The organism is Cellvibrio sp. KY-GH-1 (assembly GCF_008806975.1).
GTDB lineage: Bacteria > Pseudomonadota > Gammaproteobacteria > Pseudomonadales > Cellvibrionaceae > Cellvibrio.
Window position 1 is genome coordinate 5,005,599 of sequence record NZ_CP031728.1, and the last position, 21,331, is coordinate 5,026,929.

Consider the following 21,331-nt stretch of genomic DNA (forward strand, 5'->3'; position numbering starts at 1 on the left):
CTTGCGTTTTATTGGGTTTCTACAGGCGGGTGGTAAAAAAATCACCCGGCGTCGGCATTACCGATGCCGGGTGAAAAGCTTCATCCATACCCCCAGGGCGGAGGTTTGGATAGAGGGAGCCGTGGATTACCAACCCGACACTCGTGCCGCTTTACCAACCCAGCACACGGGCTTCCCAAATGGAGTATCCCCATTGGTTGGTGGCGCTGCGCTTGGTGCCGTAAATACGCAGGTAGCGATAGCTGCCGGAGATCGTCAGGGTGTCGGTACGATTGCCGAAGGCGCCGCCGGCTTTGCTGGCGAGGTTGGTCCAGTTGGCGTTGTCGTTCGATCCCTGTACCAGGTAATCCGCCGCGTTTGCTGCTTCCCAATCGATGGCAATACTGCTCAGGGTTTTGGCGCTGCCCAGATCCAGCACTAACCAGCTGGGGTCAAGGGCATGGGCGGATTCCCAGCGGGTGCCGCTGTTTTTATCAATCGCATTCGCCGCAGGTGTTAACGCCGTGCTGGCGCTGGCGCTCACAATATTCAGCTGACTAGCCGGACCTTGAGAGCTTGTTGAGGAGCTGCTAGACGATGAGCTGCTGGAGGCCGCGCTCTGGGCATAGACTTTCAATTCCCAGATCGAGTAACCCCAGGTATTACCTGCACTGCGCGCGGTGCCGTAAATACGTACATAGCGATAGCTGCCGGATACGGATTGTGTATCGGTACGTGTGCCAAATGCGCCACCAGTGACGGCTTTCAGTGTGGTCCAGCTGGTGCCGTTGTTGCTGCCTTGGATCTCATAGTTAGCGGCGTTAGCTGCCTCCCAATCGATCACGACTTGTGTCAGCGCTTTCTGGCTGCCCAGGTCGACCATGATCCAACTTGGGTCAATGGCATGGTTGGATTCCCAGCGAGTACCCGGGTTGCCATCAACCGCGTTGGTGGCTGGGGTGAGCGAGGTACTTGCAGTTGCCGGACGACCCTGCGAAACCAATACGGATGGGCAGTTGCTACAACCGGCCACGCTGGAACTGCTGCTGGTAGCAACAGGGTTTGATGAGCGCGAGCTGCTGGTGATTGCAACTGAGCTGGAAATGCGTGAGCTGCTGATAACTGCCACCGAACTTGCGCTGCTGCTTGGGATAACCACTTGCGATGAGCTACTTGAGGTTTGTGATGAAGAGTTACCGGAGGTTGCCGGCGCATCCTTGTTGTATTCCATCACGCGGAAGTTATCGAAGTAGTAGGTGCCGGTACTGGCCACGCCGGGGGTGATCAGGAATATCAACTGGTCGATACCGGTGAAAGGCGCAGAGGCTTTGTTATTCGCCCAATCGCCCAATGCCGCACGGAAGTTAAAGTTGAATTCCAGGGTTTCCCATTGTCCGGTTTTGGTGGTCTCGGTTTGGTAGAAGCTGTGGCGGCCCACTTGCCAATCTGCCGGAGTCACGGCGCTGACTTGCAACTCGTTTTCCAGGTTCAGGGAAATGATGGTGCCCACCGGTGCAGTGGTGTAAACATCCACTGCCACGCGCACCATCCCATGTTGTGCATCCAGTGCATCGGGAATACCGGTGATACCGTTGAAGGCGAGGGTGTCGTAGGTTGCACCGGCATCGCGGACATAGCGCAGCACATTCGCTGAGTTATTCACCGCATTAGGCGCCGGGTTGGCGACAGTAGTGCGTACACCGCTGGTGTAAGGAGCAGCCTTGATCGCGCCATTGCTGGTGCCGTCAAAGTTGGCGATGGTTTGCTTCACGCTGTAACCGTTGTCCGGCCAAACGATGCGGATGTTATCCATGTAGAAATCCGCCGGGCGATTGGAGCCGGCCTCTACCATCAATACCAGATTATCGGCTTGGCTAGCGGCGATCGCGGAATCGGGTGTGCCGGTAAAGCCCAGCTCAACGGTGTGCCACTCGCCGGCTTTACCGATGGTGCCGTTAAAGCGCGCCAGGCGACCGGTGTTGCCGTCCCAACTTGGGGTCACGCTCACCACCGCACTATTTTCCAGTCCGCCGCCGATCTCTTTACCCAGCAGGTTGGTTGCGGAACCAGGGTAGTAAACATCGGCAAAAATCTTGGCGCGACCGGAACGCAGCTCGCCCGCATTCAGTTTGCCAAAGCCGGTCAACTTCAGGTTATCCCAGGTCTGGCTGGCGTCGCGCACATAGTGCAGAACCTTGCTGGAGGTATTAACCGCACCGGGCGCTGGGTTGTTAACAATTGCACCAGCACCAAGCGCTACGCCATTTTGCACGTGAGCGAGCCCTAACCCACTCTCGTAACCGGCGAGCAATTGGGTGCGCCCTTGTTCAATGGTGACTGGCTTGCTAACCGTCTTCAGGCTGCAACCGCTATTAAAGGTCACGTTGAAATTGCCGGAGCGCGCCGAATTACCAATAGACGCTACGATTTCACGAGTGCCCTGGCCAGAAACAATGGTTACGCCGGCCGGAACTGACCAGTTGTAACTGGCAGAGGCGGGGCCATCGATGCGGTATTTTTTGTAGGTATCACCGCGGTAGACATAGGTATCGCCTTCCACCGACCAGCTAGCGTCGTTCTTGAATACCGCCACGTAATCCACTTGCATTAACTGCTCAGGGCCTTCGCTGCCGTTGGGGTTGCCGGCCAAAGAGCCACCCATCGCCAGATTCAAAATCACGTGGAAAGGCCGGTTGTAGAACGAGTTCCAGTTGGAACGAACGGGGGATGGGCCATCCAGTTTGCTGCGTGAGCTGGAGATTTTGGGCACACCGTCAATCGACCAAACCATGCGGTCCTCGTACCACTCAACGGCGTAGGTATGGAAGTCGGTTTTGGTGCGGCCGGCTTCCGGGGTGATCAGGTTGTCGGGGTTCGGCCAGCCGGTGTTGCCGTTGTAGGGCCAGTAGGCACCGTAGTGAAGAGTGCCGAGGATATCTTCGCTGGTATTCACGGTTTCGAGGATGTCGATCTCGCCACCTTGTGGCCAGCCGTGGGAATCGCGCTGTTGTTCGCTGGTCAGCATCCAGAATGCGGGCCAGGTGCCGGAAGCGCTAGGCGTTTTGATGCGGGCTTCGATTTTGCCGTAAGTCCAATCTTGTGCGTTTTTGGTCCGCAAACGGGCAGAGGTCCAGCTCTTGCCTTCGTAGGCTTCGCGAATCGCCTTGATATTTAGCAGACCGCCGCTAACCCACATATTCTGTGGACGGTCGGTGTAGTACTGGAGTTCGCCGTTGCCGCCGCCGTCACCATTTACTTCTTGCGACCAGTTGTTGCGATCGAGCGCGGTACCGTTAAAGTCATCGCGCCACACCTGGTTCCAACCACAGGTTTGGGCGGCGCTGATTTGACTGATTAATAGGGCTCCTGCTGAAAGCAAGGTATACGGAATCAGGCCAATGCTGGCTAGTTTTTTCATATTGCCTCTCATCTTTATTGTTAGATTTGTAGTTGTTAGTGGATGCGGTCATGCGCCGCATGCTGTGCACTATTTCATCGAAGGCTAGCGACGTGCCTCCTGTTTTTTGCAGAATGTAGAAAACTGAGAAGGCCCACTTACTGAAATAGCAAAGTGGGACATTGGGAGCTGCCAGTTTCGGTGGTAATTTAGTGACTAGTCGGGTCTCTCCAGTCTAATTACCCGATTCGGTTTCGTCCTTAAAACAAAATAATCCGGATTACCGATTAGTCGGATCACCGACCTGTCGGGCCAGGTGTATAAAAATAATGAAAAGTCTACTACTCAACCTGCATGAAGTGGTCATAGCTCTGACCATTCTGGAAACCCTTATCCTCTGTGTTGTGCTGGGGATACTGCCGGGCGGGCGTCGTCAGCCGCGGCAACTACTGCAGGTGTTTTTCCTGCTCGTAGTGGGTGCCCTCTCCACCACGCTCGTGACCTGGAACGTCAGCTTTCAGGCTATGTCCATCGCCAAATATCCCTGGGTGCCCGCATTGCTCTCTGCCTGCCTGATGTTGCAGGGGCCGGTACTTTATTTTTACCTGCGCTCTTTGGCTCACCCGGTTAATTTGCGCCGGTGGTCGCAGGCGGTTCACCTGGTTCCGGCCTTGGTGGCGGCGGCGGTGGTCGTTATTTATGACCTGAGTATTTACGACTGGATGCCTTGGCATTGGTCGCAGTTGGCGCCAGATGATCGCGCCGCCCTCGCATTTGTGTGGGCGTTGGTCAAGTGTTCACCATTGGGTTATGTGGTGGCTTGTCTGGTGACTGAAATTCGATTGCGCCGTCAGCTGCGACAAATCTATGCCAACCTGGCGGAATTTGAATTGCGCCTGGCCGATTTGGTGCTAGGTGGCTTTTTCCTATCCTGGATTTGGTCTTTCGTCACCTATTTCCTGGGTGAATACGTCAGCGCTGAAACCAATGACTTGTTAGGTACGATCAATGTTTACCTGACGGTCCTGCTCGTGAATGGCCTCTTTTTGTTCGGCTGGCGCAACGGCCGGCAGTTGTTGCCGGAACTGGTCGTGGTTGAAGAGCCGGGTAAAGACAGATTGCAGGAAATGCCCCAAATGGATGAAAAGCTGCAAGCCGTGGAAAACGGTATTCGCCAGCAGCGCTTGCACCTGGAAAGTCAAATCAACCTGGAGCGGTTTGCGGAACAGATCGGGGTAAAGCCGCGCGAGCTATCCACCATTATTAACGACCATTACCAGCAGAATTTTTTCGAGTTCATTAACAGCCAGCGAGTGGAAGAAGCCAAACGGCTGTTGGCCTCCTCCGAATGTATGGGCGATACAGTGCTGGATATCCTCTACAAATCCGGCTTTAACAGCCAGTCGGCCTTTCACCGGTTTTTCAAACGCATGGTGGGGATGACACCTTCGGAATACCGCAAGCAGGCGCAACGCGCGCTTGCGGCGGCCAATGTTAATTAACTTGTTGAATGATGGCAGGTGGGGCGCTTTTACTTGCCTGCTCGGCCATCTTCTCAATGTAACTGGCGAAGCTCGGGTCTTCACCGGTCAGCAGCTTGGGCAACAGGGCGCGGAAGTGCGGCTTGTTGCACCACTCCATAATGTAGTCCTCCCAGGAATTCCAGCGCCGCGCCTGCTTGGATTCCATGTCCTCTTCGTACAGCAGCAGGTAGGCACGTTCAAACAGTGAGGTCAGCATGCTGAGGATAATCAGCAAGCGCTCTTCCTGTTCTTCGTTGAGATTGGTGGTGCCGGTGGTGGAAAAAAGGCGTAAGTCCGGATGCTCCAATGCGACTTTCAAAAAGTCCTGATAGTTATCCGACAGTAATTGATAAACCTCCTCTTCCTCGTTTTCACGCTCTTTGCGTTGCTCATACAGGAAGACAAAAATCGCCATGGGCAAACCCAGGGTAGTTACGACATAGCTACCAATTTCCCAGAATTCTGCGTTCATATAATTTCCCCTCTACCGTTGAAATTCTAACAGGGGTTTAACGAGGCGGGAGAAAACTTAGGTAAACCTACTCGGGTGAAGCGGACTCGCTGGGTATAAAAAAGCCGCCCGAAGGCGGCAATAGCTTTACTCACTTGGAAAATGCGATGTGCTTTTTTAGTTGGCTTTGCTGATGCGTATCCAGTTGATGTTCCAGCCGCCGGCATTGGCTTTCAGGCCAAACTTGTGGCTACCTGCACTCAGGGTTACTGTGTGTTTGATGGTAGTCCAGGTTTGCCAGCCGCCGGTGCTCGGTACAGCGAGGGTACCGTAGGCAGGAGATCCGCCCGCTTCTTCAAAGGTCAGGCTGCCACCGCCGTTTTGGCTGGCAACGCGATACTCAATCACATAGCTGCCGCTGCTGGGAATAGTGACCGGTGTACCAGCGTAGGACAGCCAATCACCTGCATCGATATAGCCCACGTTTTTACCGCCACCAGTATCGGTGGTGGTTTCTTGCTGGGTGCCCTGTTGCTGGCTGTGATCTTCGGCCTGGATGGTGGTAGTTACCGGGCCTGGTGGAACAGTATTATCTAGCGTTTCTACTTTGAGCCAGTTGATGTTAAAACCACCGGTAACTGCTGATATCGCGATGAGCTGTTCGCCCGCTGGCAACGCCACGTTGTGGTTAATGGTTTGCCAGTTTTGCCAATCGCCAGTCGCGGGTACGTTGATATTGCTGTACACCGGGCTGCCACCGGCTTTTTCCAACTGAATCTGCCCGCCGCCCGCCTGAGCGGCGACGCGGTAACTAACTTTGTAGGTGCCTGCTGCAGGTACGTTGATTGAATAGGTCATCCAATCGCCGCTGTCGATGTAGCCCACATTTTGGCCACCACCAGCGTCGCTGGTATTTTCAGTTTTCACGCCACTGGCTTGGCACCAGCTTTCCGCTTGGATATTGTCGCCAACATTAATTGTGCTGCAGGTTGGCGTTGGTGGGGTTGGGCCGCCGCCCCAGTTGCGGATGATGTCTTTGGCGAAAGCGCCTGATGCCGTGAGTTGTGAGCTTGCCCATCCGCCGCTACCGCTCGCACCGGGAACCAGAGCGGAGGAACCTTCCGCTTTATCATTCAATGCCCAGTTTGCATGGCTAATTTGATTGCGCTTCATGAAATCAACCCAGGCGTTGGTTTCGCCGTAGTTAACTCCGCCGTCACCATTGGCGTTCACTGAGCCCCATTCGGTCACAAAAATAGCCGCGTTGTTATTCAACGCAGTCTGGGCAAAATCGCGCACGCCCTGACCGTGGGAGCCGGCATAGAAGTGCAGGGTGTAGGCAATGTTGCGACCTGCAATAGGATCGCGCGAGGCTTCGTCCACGCGCTGGGACCAAGTGCGGGTACCGACAATGATCAGGTTGTCCGGGTCGATCGCGCGAATCGCGTTGACCACTTGTTGGGCATAAGGCTTGATTACACCACTCCAGGAGGCTGAATCGAGCGGCTCGTTGTACACCTCGTAAATCACGTTATTGGTATTGCCGTAGGTGCGTGCCATCTCCTGGAAGAATGCGATGGACTGTGATGTAAATTGCTCGGCGTGGTGGGTGTGCCAGTCAATAATTACGTACATGTCGTTGGCTATGGCAGCATCAACAACCGCTTTGACTTTGTTTTTGTTAGCTACCGGGTCTTGCAAATAACCGCCGCCCTCATCAACACCCATAGCGGCACGAATCAGGTTTGAGCCCCAATCGGTTTTCAGCCAACGAACCGCGTCGGCGTTATAGTATTTTTCGCCGCCCCAGCCGTTATTGCTCCAAAATAAACTATTACCGGCGAAGCTCGCTTGCTGGCCACCGGCGAGAATCTTGTTTCCGCTGACCGACAGCGGTGCTACATCAGCCAAGGCAATGCTGGATAGCATGCTACCCGCAAGTATCCCAATGAGGCTGTTAAGCAGGGTTTTGCGTGGACGAATAGGGCGCGTGCTCTTGGCAATGCGACCGGGAAGATTATTGTTCATTATTGTTCACCGAGTTGTGTTGGTAGATATGCCCCTTGCGTGCGGGGGGCCTTGCTTGCGCAAGGTGTTGTCATTTCATTCAACCATGCTCGATCAAACCACCTACTTTAGGTTGTGGCCTAAAGTGATAACTCCCACTTCGTGCTTCATCTTGAAACAGCAAGCTTTTTATAAAAAAGCCGTCTAAAAAAGGCCGCCATCCTTTCCCACTCCTTTAAAAGAAGATGGGGTGAGGGGGGCGGCCAAGTCCAGTCTCTGGAAATCGGTAGCTTGGAAATTAATTCACTTTGGTGATACGGATCCAGTTGAGGTTCCAGCCACCGCGATTGGCCTTGATCCCAAACCGATGAGTGCCTGCATTTGAATGCACAACGTGGTTGATAGTGGTCCAGTTCTGCCAGCCGCCGGTTGAAGGCACATTCAGGTTGGCCCAAGCAGGGGTGCCGCCGGCCTCTTCAAAGTTCAGGTTGCCGCCCCCATTCAAGCTGGCGATGCGATACTCGATGCGGTAGTTGCCGGTTTGGGGTAGGTTGAGCGGTGTGCCGGCGTAGGAGAGCCAATCACCGTTGTCGATCCAGCCCACATTCAAACCGCCACCGGCGTCCGTTGTGGCCTGGGTTTCGGTGCCACTTTGGGCGCTGGTGTTTTCCGCCTGCAGGGTTGCGCTGAAGCCATTGTTGTTATTGTTCTGCTTCGGCCAGTTTTGGATGATGTATTTGCTCAGCGAGCCCGAGGCGGTCAATTGATTATTCGCCCAACCACCACGCGCATTGGCGCCGGGTGTTAAGGCGGAGGCGCCTTCGGCTTTATCGTTAATTGCCCAGTTGGCGTGACTGATACCGCGGGTTTTCATAAACTCAACCCAGGCATTGGTTTCGCTGTTGGCGACTCCGCCATTGCCATCGGCATTCACAGAGCCCCACTCGGTCACAAACAGGGCGGCGCCATTATTAAGTGCAGTTTGTGCTTTATCACGCAGGTATTGGCCGTGGGTGCCGGCGTAGAAGTGCAATGTGTAGGCGATGTTGTTGCCCGCGAGTTTATCGCGTGAGGCAATATCCACATCCTGCGACCAGGTGGGGGTGCCAACGATAATCAGGTTGTCCGGGTCAATCGCGCGAATTGCATTAATAACGGCCTGCGCATAGGGTTTGATCACGCCGCTCCAGGAAACCTGCAATGGTTCGTTATAAATCTCATAGATCACATGGTTGCGGCCGCCGTAAGTGCGCGCCATTTCCTGGAAGAAGGCGATGGACTGGTTGCGATAGTTTTCTGCTTTGTGGGAATGCCAGTCGATGATCACGTACATATCGTTGGCGATAGCGGCATCCACCACTGCCTTCACTTTATTCTTGTTGCCGACCGGGTCCTGGATATAACCGCCGCCTTCATCCACACCCATAGCTGCACGCACCAGGGTTGAACCCCAATCGTTTTTCAGCCAGCGCACTACGTCAGCGTTGTAATACTTTTCGCCGCCCCAGCCGTTGTTACTCCAAAACAAGCTGTTGCCCGCGAAGCTGGCAGGTTTATCGCCGGCGAGGATTTTGTTGCCGCTAACCGATAAGGGCGCAACATCTGCAACGGCCAATTGGGAGCAGAGCAATCCGCCCAGCAAGGGTAATAGCACTGTGTGTAACAGGTTTTTTGCCAATGTCTTATTCATTATTATGAACCCTGGATTCTGTAGAGAGTTGTGTAGAGCTTGTGTCTGGCCAGATTTGGCCGCCGCTTCCAGTCAAACTGCGCGGCGCTGGAAGTGGGCTCAGTGTCAATTGTTTTAGCGAACGGCAACCTCCCACTTTCAGGGAGTGGTAATTCGAGTTTAGGGTTTTGCGCAATTCGAACTCGGGAGCGATGGTTTCTCTGACTGCCGGTAAAAAGCAGTTTTAGTTTTAGAAGTTCAGGTGGACAGATGAACAATGACCGATAGCGATGAGGGAGAAGGTGCGGGATAATTATCGCCTTGCAAGGTTGGCGCGAAATCCGTACAATTTCGCACCCCAAACCGGCCGGGGGTAATGGTTTGCTCGTGCAAATCTAAAACCGGCTACTCCTTGTCTCACTGCTACCCACGTTAATAACGGGGCTAACGGGAGACTTTAACCCGTAAGGAGCTAATAATGCGTCATTACGAAATCGTGTTCCTGGTTCATCCGGACCAAAGCGAACAAGTACCTGCAATGGTAGAGCGTTACACCTCTGCTATCAAAGCTGACGGTGGTCAAGTTCACCGTTTGGAAGACTGGGGCCGTCGTCAATTGGCCTACTCAATCAACAAAGTGCACAAGGCTCACTATGTTCTGATGAACGTAGAGTGTTCTGACGCTGTGTTGGAAGAGTTGACTACTAACTTCCGTTATAACGATGCTGTTCTGCGTAGCCTGGTTCTGCGTGAAGATGCTGCTATCACCGAAGAGTCTTTCATCCTCAAAGCCGAGAAAGAAGGCCGTGAGCGTAAAGCACGTCCACCACGCGCTGAACGTCGTGATGATGCCGATGCAGAAGACCTGTCTGATGAAGACGGCGTTGATGCTGAAGACTTTGAAGAAGAGCAGGGGGTATAACCATGGCACGTTTTTTCCGTCGTCGTAAGTTCTGCCGTTTTACCGCTGAAGGCACCAAGCGCATCGATTATAAAGATGTTGAAACCCTGAAAGCCTACATCACCGAAACTGGCAAAATCGTTCCAAGCCGCATCACTGGCACCAAAGCAAAATACCAACGTCAGTTGGCATCTGCTATTAAACGTGCTCGTTACCTGGCTTTGATTCCATACACTGACAGCCACGAGTAAGGGGTAATAGAGATGGAAGTTATTCTGCTCGATAAAGTAGGTAAATTAGGCGCGATTGGTGACAAGGTTACCGTTAAGTCTGGTTACGGCCGTAACTACCTGTTGCCACAAGGCAAGGCTGTTGCTGCTACTGCTAAAAACATCGCTGACTTCGAAGCGCGTCGCGCTGAGTTGGAAGCTGCTGCTGCTGGCAAAATTGCTGATGCAACTGCACGTGCTGAGAAGCTGGCTGCACTGAGCGTGACCATCGCTGCTAACGCTGGCGACGAAGGTCGTCTGTTCGGTTCTATCGGTACTCGCGACATCGCTGACGCTATCACTGCGGCTGGCGTTGCTGTTGCCAAGTCTGAAGTTCGCTTGCCACAAGGCGTGATCCGTGAAATCGGTCAATACGAGATCGATGTTCAGTTACACGCTGAAGTAATTCAAGCTGTTAAATTGGCAGTTGTAGCTGAGTAATTTGTTACTCATCACGATTGCTGTGCGAGTTGGCATTAGCTGACAAGCACGACGAAATCGGGCACTATCGACAACCCTTCGGGGTTATAGATGTGCCCGTTTTTTTTGCCTTTCGATTAATAAATAAGTACCCGAATTTATGTCCAATACTGCCTACGAAACCTCCAGCTTTGAAAGCCGCCTGGCCGATGAATTGTCCAGATCGGCGCTGCCACATTCGGTAGAGGCGGAGCAATCGGTATTGGGTGGCTTGATGTTAGAAAATGGCCGCCTTGATGCAGTATTGGAAGTCGTCACGGAAAACGATTTTTTCCGCGAAGACCATCGCATCATTTTCCGCATGATGCTGAACTTGCAGGAAGCCAGTCAGCCGCTTGATGTTATTACCCTGTCGGAAGAACTGCATAAACACGATGAGTTGGAGCGTGTTGGTGGTTTGGGTTATCTGGTTGAAATGGCCAATAACACACCGAGCGCGGCCAACATTGCAGCCTACGCCAAAATCGTGCGCGAACGTTCCACGCTGCGCCAACTGATTGCCGCCGCACAAGACATCAGCAAATCCAGTATGAATCCGGCGGGATTGGACTCGGATGATCTGCTGCAACTCGCTGAAAAACGCGTGGCCGAAATTGCGGAGGATCGCCCGAAAGAGGGCGGTTTGGTCGGTGTAAATGAACTGCTTAAAGAGACGGTCAAGCGTATCGACGAGCTGTTTCGTTCCGGTAGCGATATCACTGGTGTTCCGTCCGGTATTAATGATCTCGATCAGCGTACGTCGGGATGGCAGCCGGGTGAATTAATTATTCTTGCGGCGCGTCCGTCTATGGGTAAAACCGCATTGGCTCTGAACTTTGTAGAAGGCGCCTTGTTTAACCAGCCAAGACCTGTGGTGATCTTCAGTATGGAAATGCCGTCCTCGGCACTGATTATGCGGATGATGTCGTCCATTGGTCGTATTGATCAGGGCAAGATGCGTAACGGCAAACTGACTGAAGAGGATTGGCCAAAACTCTCATCGGCCGTAGCAAAACTGAAAGACAAACTGTTGTTTATCGACGATACCGGCGGCTTGAACCCGCAGGAAATGCGCGCGCGTATTCGCAGAATCGCCCGCGAACATGGCAACCCCGGCATGATTATGGTCGACTACCTGCAGTTGATGACGGTGGCTGGTGGTGGTGAAGGTCGCACCCAGGAAATTTCTGAAATTTCGCGCTCCTTGAAAGGTATGGCCAAGGAATTTGAATGTCCGATGATTGCGCTTTCCCAGTTAAACCGCGGTGTGGAACAGCGTCCCAACAAGCGCCCCATGAACTCCGACTTGCGTGAATCGGGCGCGATTGAGCAGGACGCGGATGTGATCCTGTTTATCTACCGCGACGAGTACTACCACGAAGACAGCCCTGACAAAGGTATTGCCGAACTGATTATCGGTAAGCAGCGTAACGGTGAAATTGGTACCAGCCGAGCCGCCTTCGTGGGCAAATACACCCGTTTCGATAACCTGGCTCCCGAGTACTTCCAGCAGGGTGGTTATGATTAATGAACAGCCAAGCCCGCTTGCTCGATAAGCTTTGCGCCAATATTGCCCCCGGCAAACTTGAATGGATTGGTTTGCGCTCGGAACGGCGCAGCGCAGTGGTGGTGGTTGAGTCAGCGAATGCAATTGTCGATTTGGGATTGGCGGGCGATCACCGCATGAAAAAGACCCCGGGCTCCGCTCGTCAGGTCACGCTTATCAGCAGTGAATATATCCAGCAAATCTGCCTGCATACTGGTCACAGCGCTATAGACCCGCGCCTGCTGCGCCGCAACCTGGTAATTTCCGGCATGAATATGAATCTATTGCGCTATCAACGCTTACAAATTGGTGATGTCATTCTGGAAACCAATGCGCTTTGTCATCCTTGTTCACGAGTGGATGAGGCTTTGGGTAAAGGCGGTACGGCAGCGATGTTTGGTTACGGCGGGCTCTGCGCCAAAATTATTCAAGGCGGCTCCTTGAGTGTGGGTGATTCGGTAATTCGTTTGCCGGCAGTCGAACGTGAGTAGTTTGCGTTAAATTACTGGTTAAATTTTGTTCGAAAAATGTACATCCTTTCGGTGACCGTGTATTATCGCGCGCCCAATCCCTAATGGGCTTTTGACCTAGTTTGAGGCGTGTTAATGCAGGTTTTCCATCATATCAGCTCTTTACGTGAAGCCCTGGCAGCGGAGCGACGCGCCGGAAAACGTATCGGTTTTGTGCCTACTATGGGCAACCTTCATAATGCCCATCTTGAACTTGTGAAAATCGCTCAAAAGAATTGTGATGTTGTGGTGACCAGTATTTTCGTAAACCCGCTGCAATTTGGGTTGAATGAAGATTGGGATAAGTACCCGCGCACTCTGGCAGCTGATACGGTCAAGCTTGAATCGGTTAATTGCGATTATCTGTTTTGTCCGGATGAAAAAGAAATTTACCCTAATGGTATGGCTGAACAGACTCGTGTGATAGTGCCGACCATGACCGATGTGTTGTGCGGTGCTAGTCGTCCCGGCCACTTTGAGGGCGTGACAACTGTAGTCACCAAGCTGTTTAATATTGTGCAGCCGGATGAAGCGGTCTTCGGGGTTAAGGATTTCCAGCAGTTGGCAGTGATTCGTCGCATGGTGGAAGACTTGTGTATCCCCATCAAAATTACCGCCGGCGAAATTTTCCGCGAAACCGATGGCTTGGCCATGAGTTCGCGCAACGGTTTTATTACCGCGGATGAGCGCCCCCGCGTGGCGGTGCTCAATCGCACGCTGAATGGAATCAAACAACATATCGAGCAGGGGCGCCGCGATTTTATTGTGTTGATCGACGAAGCGCGCAGCCAAATTGAGGCGGCGGGTTTTCGGGTAGACTACATCAATATTTGTAACAGCCGCACTTTAGAAATGGCGGCACATGATGATCGGGAGATCACGATACTCGGCGCCATGTTTACCCAAGGCGCACGTTTAATTGACAATGTTTCCGTGGTGCTTGGCCGTTAAAAGCCCACCGTATCAGTATCTCCCTGGAGGATTTTATGCTGTCTCATATGCTTAAAGCCAAGTTGCACATGGCCAAGGTTACTCAGGCTGAACTGTGGTACGACGGTTCCTGTGCAATCGATGCGAATCTGGTAGCGCTTGCCGGTATGCGTGAATTCGAACAAATCGATATCTACAACGTCAACAACGGTGAGCGTTTCCACACCTACATTATTTTGGCTGAGCCGGGTTCAGGCACCTTTTCTATGAATGGTGCCGCCGCGCGCAAAGTGGCAGTGGGTGATCGCGTGATTATCGCCACCTACGGCCATTTTACCGAAGCAGAGTTGTTAAACCACAAGCCTAAGCTGGTTTACCTAAACGAAGACAACACGGTGAATCGCACCAGTAATACCATCCCAATGCAGGTTGCGTGATTATCTGTACGAATAAGTAATGTAAAAGGGTCGCATGCGGCCCTTTTTTATTGGGGCCCATGGGTTGAGGTTCGAGATATTATTATGAGTAAGAAAGCTGACGATATCCTCAAGCAATTCGATCTGCTGCAGGGCGAATCTAGCGAAGAGCAAAAAGAGCACAGCTTGCGCGAGCAGGCGCAGGAGCGCGCAAAAGATCCATTGCATATCAATGCTGGCACTGCATTTGATTGGGAAGAAATGGAGGCTTACAAGCGCGAGCTGGCGCGTCTGGATCGCGAAGGTCCTGGCGTTAAAAAATAGTAGTAACTCAAAGCGATCAATAGCGGCTTGCTGATTATCAAAAGTGATGCACTTTGGTGCGTTGGATTAAAATCAGCCAATTTTTTGCACCATTTGGACAACGTTGTCATTGAGCTTTTAACCTCAATCCTGCTAAGCTTGTTGGCTATTGAAGGTGCGGGTTTGAGCTGTCGCAGTTTTCATCCGTCACTGCCCTCCTGATGTAATAACAAGATAACGGCAAAGAGAGATAAGCATGTCAGAAGTACACCTGTATCCAGTTCCAGAAAGTTTCAAAAAGAACGCCGCCATTGATCTGGCCCGTTACAAGTCCATGTACGAGCAATCGATCAATTCGCCCGATACTTTCTGGGCAGAGCAGGCCACGGCTTTTCTGACCTGGCAGCAACCCTGGTCGCAGGTCACCAAAAGTGATTTGAAAAAAGGTGAGGTTTCCTGGTTTGTGGGGGGGAAGCTGAACGTTAGCGTGAACTGTATCGACCGTCATTTGCCAGCGCGAGCCAATCAAACTGCCATTATCTGGGAAGGTGATGATCCTTCCGAAGATCAATTTATTACTTATCAGGAATTGCATGATCAGGTGTGTCGCTTGGCCAATGCCCTGCGTGAGCGTGGGGTGAAAAAAGGCGATCGCGTCTGTATCTATATGCCGATGATTCCGGAAGCGGCTTATGCCATGCTCGCCTGTACGCGCATAGGCGCAATCCATTCAATCGTATTTGGTGGTTTCTCTCCTGAAGCGTTAAAAGACCGTATTCTCGATGCGGATTGCCAGGTAGTAATTACCTCGGACGAAGGCCTGCGCGGCGGCAAGCGCGTTCCCCTGAAAAAGAATGCCGATGTGGCCCTGGCGCACTGCCCGAAGGTTCACACTTGCATAGTCGTGAAGCGCACTGGTGGCGATATTGCCTGGAACGAGCAGCGCGATTTCTGGTACGAGGAACTGGTTGAACGTCAGTTGAATAATGCTGAACCGGAAGTGATGGATTCGGAAGATCCGCTGTTTATCCTCTATACATCCGGCTCTACCGGTAAACCAAAGGGTGTATTGCACACCACCGGTGGTTACTTGCTGCAAGCCGCGATGACCCACAAGTACGTGTTTGATTATCAGGAAGGCGATGTTTACTGGTGTACCGCTGATGTGGGTTGGGTAACTGGCCACAGCTATATCGTTTACGGTCCGCTGACTAACGGTGCGACCACCCTGATGTTTGAAGGTGTGCCGACTTACCCGGATGCGTCCCGCTGCTGGCAAGTTATCGACAAGCACGGTGTAAACAGCTTCTACACAGCGCCTACCGCTATTCGCGCGCTCATGGGCGCTGGTAACGACTTCGTGACCAAAACCTCGCGCGCCAGTTTGAAGCTTCTGGGTAGCGTCGGCGAGCCGATCAACCCCGAAGCGTGGGAATGGTATTACCGCGTGATCGGCGACAGCCGCTGCCCGATTATGGATACCTGGTGGCAAACCGAAACCGGTGCGCACATGCTGACACCATTGCCCGGCGCGATTGGCTTAAAGCCAGGCTCTGCCACTGTGCCTTTCTTTGGCGTTCAACCGGTATTGCTGGATGCGGAAGGCAAAGAGATTATCGGTGCGGGCGAAGGTAACCTGTGCATCAAATCTGCATGGCCAAGCCAAATTCGCACCGTGTTTGGCGATCATCAACGCTGCATTGATACCTATTACAGCACCTATCCAGGCTACTACTTCACCGGTGACGGCGCGCGTCGCGATGCCGATGGTTACTACTGGATTACCGGTCGCGTCGACGATGTAATCAACGTCTCCGGTCACCGTATGGGCACGGCAGAAGTGGAAAGCGCTTTGGTGCTGCACGACAAGGTGGCCGAAGCCGCGGTAGTGGGTTACCCGCACGATATCAAAGGTCAGGGCATCTACGCTTATGTAACCTTGATGACTGGCGAGCAACCCAGCGATGAACTGAAAAAAGAATTGCTGGCGCTGGTGGTTAAAGAAATCGGCGCAATTGCTCGCCCCGATGTTATCCAGTGGGCTCCCGGTTTGCCAAAAACCCGCTCGGGAAAAATTATGCGCCGTATTCTGCGTAAGATTGCGGCCAATGAACTGGATTCCCTTGGCGATACTTCGACCCTCGCTGATCCAGCAGTGGTCAATGAGTTGATTGAGAATCGTGCGAATAAGTAATCGCTCAGTTTTATGGTCAAGTCATTGCACTGATGACTAGCTTTCAAAAAGGATGCAGAAATGCATCCTTTTTTTATTGCATTTTTTTATCTGTAAATGAAATTCGAAAACATAAAATTGCTTTCATTGTGCTGTTGATTACAGGGTAAAAATCCGTAAAAACCTGCCATGGTTCAGGAAATTTGGCGCAGTATCTGCCGACTGAAATTCGATGATTTCGATCGGGAAACGCAAGATGATAAAAATAGCAGCGCAATGGGTGATGATTATGTCGGCAACATTTTCTGGTTTATTGGCACACGCGGAAGCCACGGGTCAATTTTCTGCAAGTCAGGATATCGGCAAGCCGAGCAAGGCGGGTGCGTTGGTTTACGACGCCGGTTTGCAGCAGTACAAAATAACGGGAACAGCAGGCGAAGTGCGCACTAATGGTGATGTATTTCATTTTGCCTACACCCAATTAACTGGCGATTTTATTGTGCGCGCGCATCTGGCGTTTACCGGAAAAAACGTTAACGCTCAAACAATTCTTGGTTGGAATTTACGCACCAGCCTGGATGCAAGTTCCGCGAGCGTACATGCGCTGGTGCGCAGCGATGGTTTAACATCGTTGCAATTTCGCGCAACTGCTGGCGTCGCTACCGAAGCTTATCCCATGGCGATAAAAGCGGCGGATGTAATCCAGCTGGAGCGTCGCGGCGATACTTATATTATGAGTGCGGCAAAAATGGGGCAGCCGTTTCAAGTGACCTCTGTATCCCATATCAGGCTAGGGGAAAAAATTTACGCTGGCCTCAGTGTGAGTGGGTCGTCTGGTGATCAAATCGAAACCGGCATTTTTTCCAATGTGCGCATTATTCTTCCGGCAGCGAAAGATTTCCTCCCCTACAAAGATTACATCGGCAGCAATCTGGAAATCATGGATATGGTCACTAAAAACCGCCGCATCGTGTTTCGCTCACCCGACTCAATTCAAGCGCCCAATTGGACTCAAGACGGCAAAACCCTGATCTATAACTCAAAAGGCTTGCTGTTTAATTTTGATATTACCAGTGGAAAAAGTACGGAATTAGAAACAGGCTTTGCCAATAATAACAACAACGACCATGTGCTTTCCTGGAGTGGAAAGTTAATTGGTATTAGCCATCACGTAGCCGAAGAAAAAAATCACTCGACGATTTATACGCTGCCCATCAGTGGGTCAAAAGAGCCAACACGCATTACGGCGATCAATGCAGGCCACTCTTATTTGCACGGCTTTTCGCCCGATGATAAGTCCATGATTTTTACCGGCGAGCGCAATGGTTTTTACGATATTTTCAGCGTGGATATTGCCACCGGAAAAGAAACTCAATTAACGCACACGGAGGCGCTCGATGATGGTTCGGAGTTTAGTCCCGATGGTAAATATATTTATTTCAACTCCGATCGCACCGGCATGATGCAACTCTGGCGGATGCACGCCGATGGCAGCCATCAACAGCAGCTCACGTTTGATAGCTACAACAATTGGTTTCCCCATGTATCGCCCGACGGCAAGAAAATTGTCTTTCTTAGCTACATGAACGATATAGATTCCGGTCAGCATCCTTTCTATCGCCATGTGTACTTGCGGGAAATGCCGTTCGACGGCGGGGAGCCTGAAGTTATCGCCTATGTCTATGGTGGGCAGGGCACCATCAATGTGCCCAGCTGGTCGCCAGATGGATCACAGATTGCCTTTGTTAGTAATACCCGGCTTTAGCGATTGGGGGTGCTTGGGTATGGGAGGGTTTTGTGGCTCTCGCTGCCCAAGACTATCGGATCGGCGCCAAATCCTGCACAATTTGCGTTTCTGATTAGTTGCTTTCTGTTGTTGCCATGACTGACAAACCTTCCGATTCCGATTTCTTCCTCCAGCAAATGAAAGGGGTAAAGCCCATCAAGGTGGAAGAAAAGGTGGTGCTTGCTAATCCCCAGCAGGATAAAGCCAGCATTGAAGCCCGCCGCAAAGCCGCAACCGCCGAGTTGGCGAAAGATAAGAATTTTCTTTCCGGCGAGTACATTGAGCCGGTGGATCCGCTGGCGATCATCGAATTCAAGCGCGATGGGGTGCAGAACGGCGTGTACCGCAATCTGCGCCTGGGTAAATACCAAATCGATGCGCGCCTGGATTTGCATCATATGACTATCGATCAGGCGCGCAATGCGGTATTCCAATTCATCAAAGACTGCATGACCAATGACATCCGCTGTGCATTAATCACTCACGGCAAAGGGGAAGGGCGCAGCCTGCCGGCCCAGATCAAGAGCTGTGTTGCGCATTGGTTGCCGCAATTTGCCGATATTCTCGCCTTCCACTCCGCTCAAAAGCAGCACGGTTGGGTGGGGGCTACCTATGTGCTCCTGCGCAAGAGCGATAAGAAAAAGCTGGAGACCTGGGAGTTGCACAACAAGCGGTAAAGCACTTCAGGTTACCTCTTAGATTAATTTCTAATTACTTATTCGTAAAAACCCGTCTTTTGATTATCAAAAGGCGGGTTTTTTATTTTAGGTATCGATAACTCTTTGTTTAATCGACACTTTTCAATCCTTCGGTCCAACCAATATTTATTACATGTAATATTGATTTGTTACATGTGATGTCTTAATGTAAGCCTCATGCAGAAAAAATCATCAGCACATTACCAGCGCGAATACCGCAACCGGCTCAGGGAGCAAGGGTTCGTGAAAAAAGAGGTGTGGATTCTCCCGGAGAATGCGCGTCGTCTTGCCCTTTATGAGATGGAGTTGCGGGTGTCTGCTAAACAGCTTGTTTCCCGTGGGTTTATGCCAGTGAAAGGAGAAAGTCGAATGACCGATGTTGTTACCCGTTGGACCACCCCAAGTCTTTACGATGCGCTGAGCAAGGCGGAGTTGTTTGCCAGCAAGCGGGCGGAAATTGAGTTGATTGAAGGGGTGGCGCCTGCGCTGCATATCACTATGTATGAATACGGAGATCTGCCTTTGTTTGTCACTGTATCAGGTGAGCAGATTGTAGTGGAGGCGACGCTTTGGTCGTTGTCGGAAGTGACCGACCCGGCGCTATTTAACGAAACCGTGTTGCGCACGCACAAATATTTTCCGTTATCGACAATCAGTTTGGACAAGATTGATGGCGATGACAGCTACCACATGTTTGGTGCATTGAGTTCTGCATCGAGTTTGCAGGACGTTGTGTTTGAAATTGAAATTCTGGCTTCCAACGTGATTCAGGCAACCGAAGCCTATGGGGACTTTCTTTTGAAATAAACGCTTTTCTTTAACGGTTTTTAAATTGGAGATATTAACGAGGTAAACCCTATGAATATCTGGTCGAAAATGATTACCGCCTTGCGCGGTGGTGTGAATGAAGCGGGTGAAGCGATTGTTGACAGTCAGGCATTGCGTATTTTGGATCAAGAAGTGCGCGATGCTGGCGAGGAACTGAAGCGTTCCAAGGATAGTCTTGCGGAAATTATGGCGCGCCAAAAACTTGCGGAAGAAAAATGCAAGCAGCTGCAGAAAAATATTGAAGAGCATGAAGGCTACGCCGCGAAAGCACTCGAAAAAGGTGACGAAAAGCTCGCATTAGAAGTGGCGTCACGCATCGCTGAATTTGAAAATGGCCTTGCTTCGGAACAAGAAGCTTCCGAAGGTTTTGCGCAAAGTGTCACCAAGTTGCGCGCGGCGATTGATCAGGCTGAGAAGAATATCAAGCGCTTGAAGCAGCAGGTTGACACAGTAAAGGCCACTGAAAATGTTCAGCGTGCGCAAGCCGCCGTTGCTGAACGTCATAGTGGTTCTGATTCTAAAATGCGTACCGCAATGGAGTCGCTTGAGCGCATTAAAGAGCGGCAAGCATTAAAAGATGCGCAATTTAAAGCGGCGGATGAAATGGCTAAAACCAGTGGTGATGATTCGCTTAAAGCGAAATTGGAAGCTGCGGGAATCACCACTAATGGTCCGTCGGCCGAAGATATCCTTGCGCGCATTAAAAATAAAAAGGCACCTGAATAATTCGGGTGCTTTTGAAATTGGTAAGTTACGGGCAGAAAATACAAGGCAATAACCAATGAACGATTTCTTGCTAACCATTTTTAGCTTTCCAACGGTGCTATACACCATCATTTTAATGGTGGCGGCAATCTACTGGTTGTGCGCCGCATTTGGATTAGTGGACCTGGAATTGTTAGATGTGGATGCCTCAGGTTTAGAGGGGCAGTTGCATGCGCACGCTGAGCACACCTTTGCGGAGACCTTCGCTGGAATTCTATTGCGATTGGGTCTCAATGGTGTTCCGGTGACTCTGGTGGTTTCAATAATTGCGGTCGTTGGTTGGCTTATAAGCTACTACCTCAGCTATATGGAATTGGTTCTTTTGGGGTATGGCTGGGTAAGATTTATTGTCGGTGTGCCAATTCTCATATTTTCGTTTTACCTGGCAATTTTAGGAACTGCGCAAGTTATCAAACCTCTACGTAAGTTGTTTGCAAAAGTGGAGCAGAACACAGAGAAAAAAATATTGGGTCAAACGGCAATTGTGCGTTCATCGAAAATCGATAGTGTTTCAGGAGAGGTAAATTTTGATGACGGCGGTGCAGGTTTGATATTGAAGGCGAGATCCCATGGTCCGGAGGTATTCGGACGAGGGGATAGAGTGGTTTTGTTGGAGTACAATGCAGATGAGCATTTTTACCGGGTAATTTCGGAAGAAGAGTTTTTGGGTAAATCTGTAATCAACGATTAATAAACACGTAACGAGATAAAAGGAGTAGGGC

The 21,331-nt window shown here is 51.5% G+C and carries 19 protein-coding genes; 15 read left to right on the forward strand and 4 right to left on the reverse strand.

Annotated features, from left to right (window positions below):
* Window positions 1-151 precede the first annotated feature (151 nt).
* The gene (locus D0C16_RS21060; RefSeq protein ID WP_225318791.1) at window positions 152-3,397 is read right to left on the reverse strand and encodes a discoidin domain-containing protein; all 3,246 of its coding nucleotides are present in this window, start codon (window positions 3,395-3,397) and stop codon (window positions 152-154) included.
* Between the two features lie 308 nt (window positions 3,398-3,705).
* Here D0C16_RS21060 and D0C16_RS21065 point away from each other — a divergent pair, with 308 nt between their 5' ends.
* Window positions 3,706-4,878 (forward strand): AraC family transcriptional regulator, encoded by a 1,173-nt coding sequence (locus D0C16_RS21065; protein WP_151034160.1) that lies wholly within the window; start codon window positions 3,706-3,708, stop codon window positions 4,876-4,878.
* Here the strand turns inward: D0C16_RS21065 and D0C16_RS21070 are convergent.
* From D0C16_RS21070 to D0C16_RS21080, 3 genes are all read right to left on the reverse strand, one after another.
* Entirely contained in the window at window positions 4,871-5,371 is a 501-nt protein-coding gene (locus tag D0C16_RS21070) for a hypothetical protein (RefSeq protein WP_151034161.1), read from the reverse strand. The genes D0C16_RS21065 and D0C16_RS21070 overlap by 8 nt on opposite strands.
* A 156-nt stretch (window positions 5,372-5,527) precedes the next feature.
* The gene (locus D0C16_RS21075; protein ID WP_151034162.1) at window positions 5,528-7,378 is read right to left on the reverse strand and encodes a carbohydrate-binding protein; all 1,851 of its coding nucleotides are present in this window, start codon (window positions 7,376-7,378) and stop codon (window positions 5,528-5,530) included.
* A 277-nt stretch (window positions 7,379-7,655) separates the two neighbouring features.
* Window positions 7,656-9,047 (reverse strand): cellulase family glycosylhydrolase, encoded by a 1,392-nt coding sequence (locus tag D0C16_RS21080; protein ID WP_151034163.1) that lies wholly within the window; start codon window positions 9,045-9,047, stop codon window positions 7,656-7,658.
* A gap of 457 nt (window positions 9,048-9,504) precedes the next feature.
* On the opposite strand from D0C16_RS21080, the gene rpsF reads away from it, so the two are divergent.
* The 14 genes from rpsF (at window position 9,505) to D0C16_RS21150 (ending at window position 21,300) form a co-directional block, all read left to right on the forward strand.
* Entirely contained in the window at window positions 9,505-9,948 is a 444-nt protein-coding gene (gene rpsF, locus D0C16_RS21085; protein WP_151034164.1) for a 30S ribosomal protein S6, read from the forward strand.
* A gap of 2 nt (window positions 9,949-9,950) precedes the next feature.
* On the forward strand, window positions 9,951-10,178 hold the full coding sequence (gene rpsR / locus D0C16_RS21090) for a 30S ribosomal protein S18 (RefSeq protein ID WP_039917252.1): 228 nt from the start codon (window positions 9,951-9,953) through the stop codon (window positions 10,176-10,178).
* A gap of 12 nt (window positions 10,179-10,190) precedes the next feature.
* The gene (gene rplI, locus D0C16_RS21095; protein ID WP_151034165.1) at window positions 10,191-10,637 is read left to right on the forward strand and encodes a 50S ribosomal protein L9; all 447 of its coding nucleotides are present in this window, start codon (window positions 10,191-10,193) and stop codon (window positions 10,635-10,637) included.
* Between the two features lie 139 nt (window positions 10,638-10,776).
* Window positions 10,777-12,183, forward strand: coding sequence for a replicative DNA helicase (gene dnaB / locus D0C16_RS21100; protein WP_151034166.1), 1,407 nt, complete (start codon window positions 10,777-10,779; stop codon window positions 12,181-12,183).
* Window positions 12,183-12,692 (forward strand): MOSC domain-containing protein, encoded by a 510-nt coding sequence (locus tag D0C16_RS21105; RefSeq protein WP_151034167.1) that lies wholly within the window; start codon window positions 12,183-12,185, stop codon window positions 12,690-12,692. Before dnaB ends, D0C16_RS21105 begins: the two co-directional genes overlap by 1 nt.
* Before the next feature lie 114 nt (window positions 12,693-12,806).
* On the forward strand, window positions 12,807-13,661 hold the full coding sequence (panC, locus tag D0C16_RS21110) for a pantoate--beta-alanine ligase (RefSeq protein ID WP_151034168.1): 855 nt from the start codon (window positions 12,807-12,809) through the stop codon (window positions 13,659-13,661).
* Window positions 13,662-13,696: 35 nt separating this feature from the next.
* Window positions 13,697-14,077, forward strand: a complete 381-nt coding sequence (panD, locus tag D0C16_RS21115; RefSeq protein WP_151034169.1) for an aspartate 1-decarboxylase — start codon at window positions 13,697-13,699, stop codon at window positions 14,075-14,077.
* Window positions 14,078-14,161: 84 nt separating this feature from the next.
* On the forward strand, window positions 14,162-14,380 hold the full coding sequence (locus D0C16_RS21120) for a hypothetical protein (RefSeq protein ID WP_151034170.1): 219 nt from the start codon (window positions 14,162-14,164) through the stop codon (window positions 14,378-14,380).
* Window positions 14,381-14,615: 235 nt separating this feature from the next.
* On the forward strand, window positions 14,616-16,553 hold the full coding sequence (gene acs, locus D0C16_RS21125) for an acetate--CoA ligase (RefSeq protein ID WP_151034171.1): 1,938 nt from the start codon (window positions 14,616-14,618) through the stop codon (window positions 16,551-16,553).
* 235 nt (window positions 16,554-16,788) lie between these two features.
* Complete coding sequence (locus D0C16_RS21130) at window positions 16,789-18,297, forward strand: TolB family protein (RefSeq protein ID WP_151034172.1); 1,509 nt, start codon at window positions 16,789-16,791, stop codon at window positions 18,295-18,297.
* Between the two features lie 116 nt (window positions 18,298-18,413).
* Entirely contained in the window at window positions 18,414-18,995 is a 582-nt protein-coding gene (gene smrA / locus D0C16_RS21135; RefSeq protein WP_151034173.1) for a DNA endonuclease SmrA, read from the forward strand.
* Between the two features lie 198 nt (window positions 18,996-19,193).
* Window positions 19,194-19,823, forward strand: a complete 630-nt coding sequence (locus D0C16_RS21140) for a YjfI family protein (RefSeq protein ID WP_151034174.1) — start codon at window positions 19,194-19,196, stop codon at window positions 19,821-19,823.
* A 51-nt stretch (window positions 19,824-19,874) separates the two neighbouring features.
* Window positions 19,875-20,570 carry a PspA/IM30 family protein gene (locus D0C16_RS21145; RefSeq protein WP_151034175.1) on the forward strand — a complete coding sequence of 232 codons (696 nt, stop codon included), beginning with the start codon at window positions 19,875-19,877 and terminating at the stop codon, window positions 20,568-20,570.
* Between the two features lie 55 nt (window positions 20,571-20,625).
* Window positions 20,626-21,300 carry a DUF1449 domain-containing protein gene (locus D0C16_RS21150; protein ID WP_151034176.1) on the forward strand — a complete coding sequence of 225 codons (675 nt, stop codon included), beginning with the start codon at window positions 20,626-20,628 and terminating at the stop codon, window positions 21,298-21,300.
* Window positions 21,301-21,331 lie beyond the last annotated feature (31 nt).

Bases quoted from the DNA above. Each gene is read 5' to 3' on its own strand.
- panC (WP_151034168.1), top strand. From the start codon at position 12,807: ATGCAGGTTTTCCATCATATCAGCTCTTTACGTGAAGCCCTGGCAGCG.
- D0C16_RS21105 (WP_151034167.1), top strand. From the start codon at position 12,183: ATGAACAGCCAAGCCCGCTTGCTCGATAAGCTTTGCGCCAATATTGCC.
- D0C16_RS21120 (WP_151034170.1), top strand. From the start codon at position 14,162: ATGAGTAAGAAAGCTGACGATATCCTCAAGCAATTCGATCTGCTGCAG.
- acs (WP_151034171.1), top strand. From the start codon at position 14,616: ATGTCAGAAGTACACCTGTATCCAGTTCCAGAAAGTTTCAAAAAGAAC.
- D0C16_RS21140 (WP_151034174.1), top strand. From the start codon at position 19,194: ATGCAGAAAAAATCATCAGCACATTACCAGCGCGAATACCGCAACCGG.
- D0C16_RS21070 (WP_151034161.1), bottom strand. From the start codon at position 5,371: ATGAACGCAGAATTCTGGGAAATTGGTAGCTATGTCGTAACTACCCTG.
- D0C16_RS21065 (WP_151034160.1), top strand. From the start codon at position 3,706: ATGAAAAGTCTACTACTCAACCTGCATGAAGTGGTCATAGCTCTGACC.
- D0C16_RS21130 (WP_151034172.1), top strand. From the start codon at position 16,789: ATGATAAAAATAGCAGCGCAATGGGTGATGATTATGTCGGCAACATTT.
- smrA (WP_151034173.1), top strand. From the start codon at position 18,414: ATGACTGACAAACCTTCCGATTCCGATTTCTTCCTCCAGCAAATGAAA.
- D0C16_RS21145 (WP_151034175.1), top strand. From the start codon at position 19,875: ATGAATATCTGGTCGAAAATGATTACCGCCTTGCGCGGTGGTGTGAAT.
- D0C16_RS21075 (WP_151034162.1), bottom strand. From the start codon at position 7,378: ATGAACAATAATCTTCCCGGTCGCATTGCCAAGAGCACGCGCCCTATT.
- D0C16_RS21150 (WP_151034176.1), top strand. From the start codon at position 20,626: ATGAACGATTTCTTGCTAACCATTTTTAGCTTTCCAACGGTGCTATAC.
- panD (WP_151034169.1), top strand. From the start codon at position 13,697: ATGCTGTCTCATATGCTTAAAGCCAAGTTGCACATGGCCAAGGTTACT.
- rpsR (WP_039917252.1), top strand. From the start codon at position 9,951: ATGGCACGTTTTTTCCGTCGTCGTAAGTTCTGCCGTTTTACCGCTGAA.
- rplI (WP_151034165.1), top strand. From the start codon at position 10,191: ATGGAAGTTATTCTGCTCGATAAAGTAGGTAAATTAGGCGCGATTGGT.
- rpsF (WP_151034164.1), top strand. From the start codon at position 9,505: ATGCGTCATTACGAAATCGTGTTCCTGGTTCATCCGGACCAAAGCGAA.
- D0C16_RS21080 (WP_151034163.1), bottom strand. From the start codon at position 9,047: ATGAATAAGACATTGGCAAAAAACCTGTTACACACAGTGCTATTACCC.
- dnaB (WP_151034166.1), top strand. From the start codon at position 10,777: ATGTCCAATACTGCCTACGAAACCTCCAGCTTTGAAAGCCGCCTGGCC.
- D0C16_RS21060 (WP_225318791.1), bottom strand. From the start codon at position 3,397: ATGAAAAAACTAGCCAGCATTGGCCTGATTCCGTATACCTTGCTTTCA.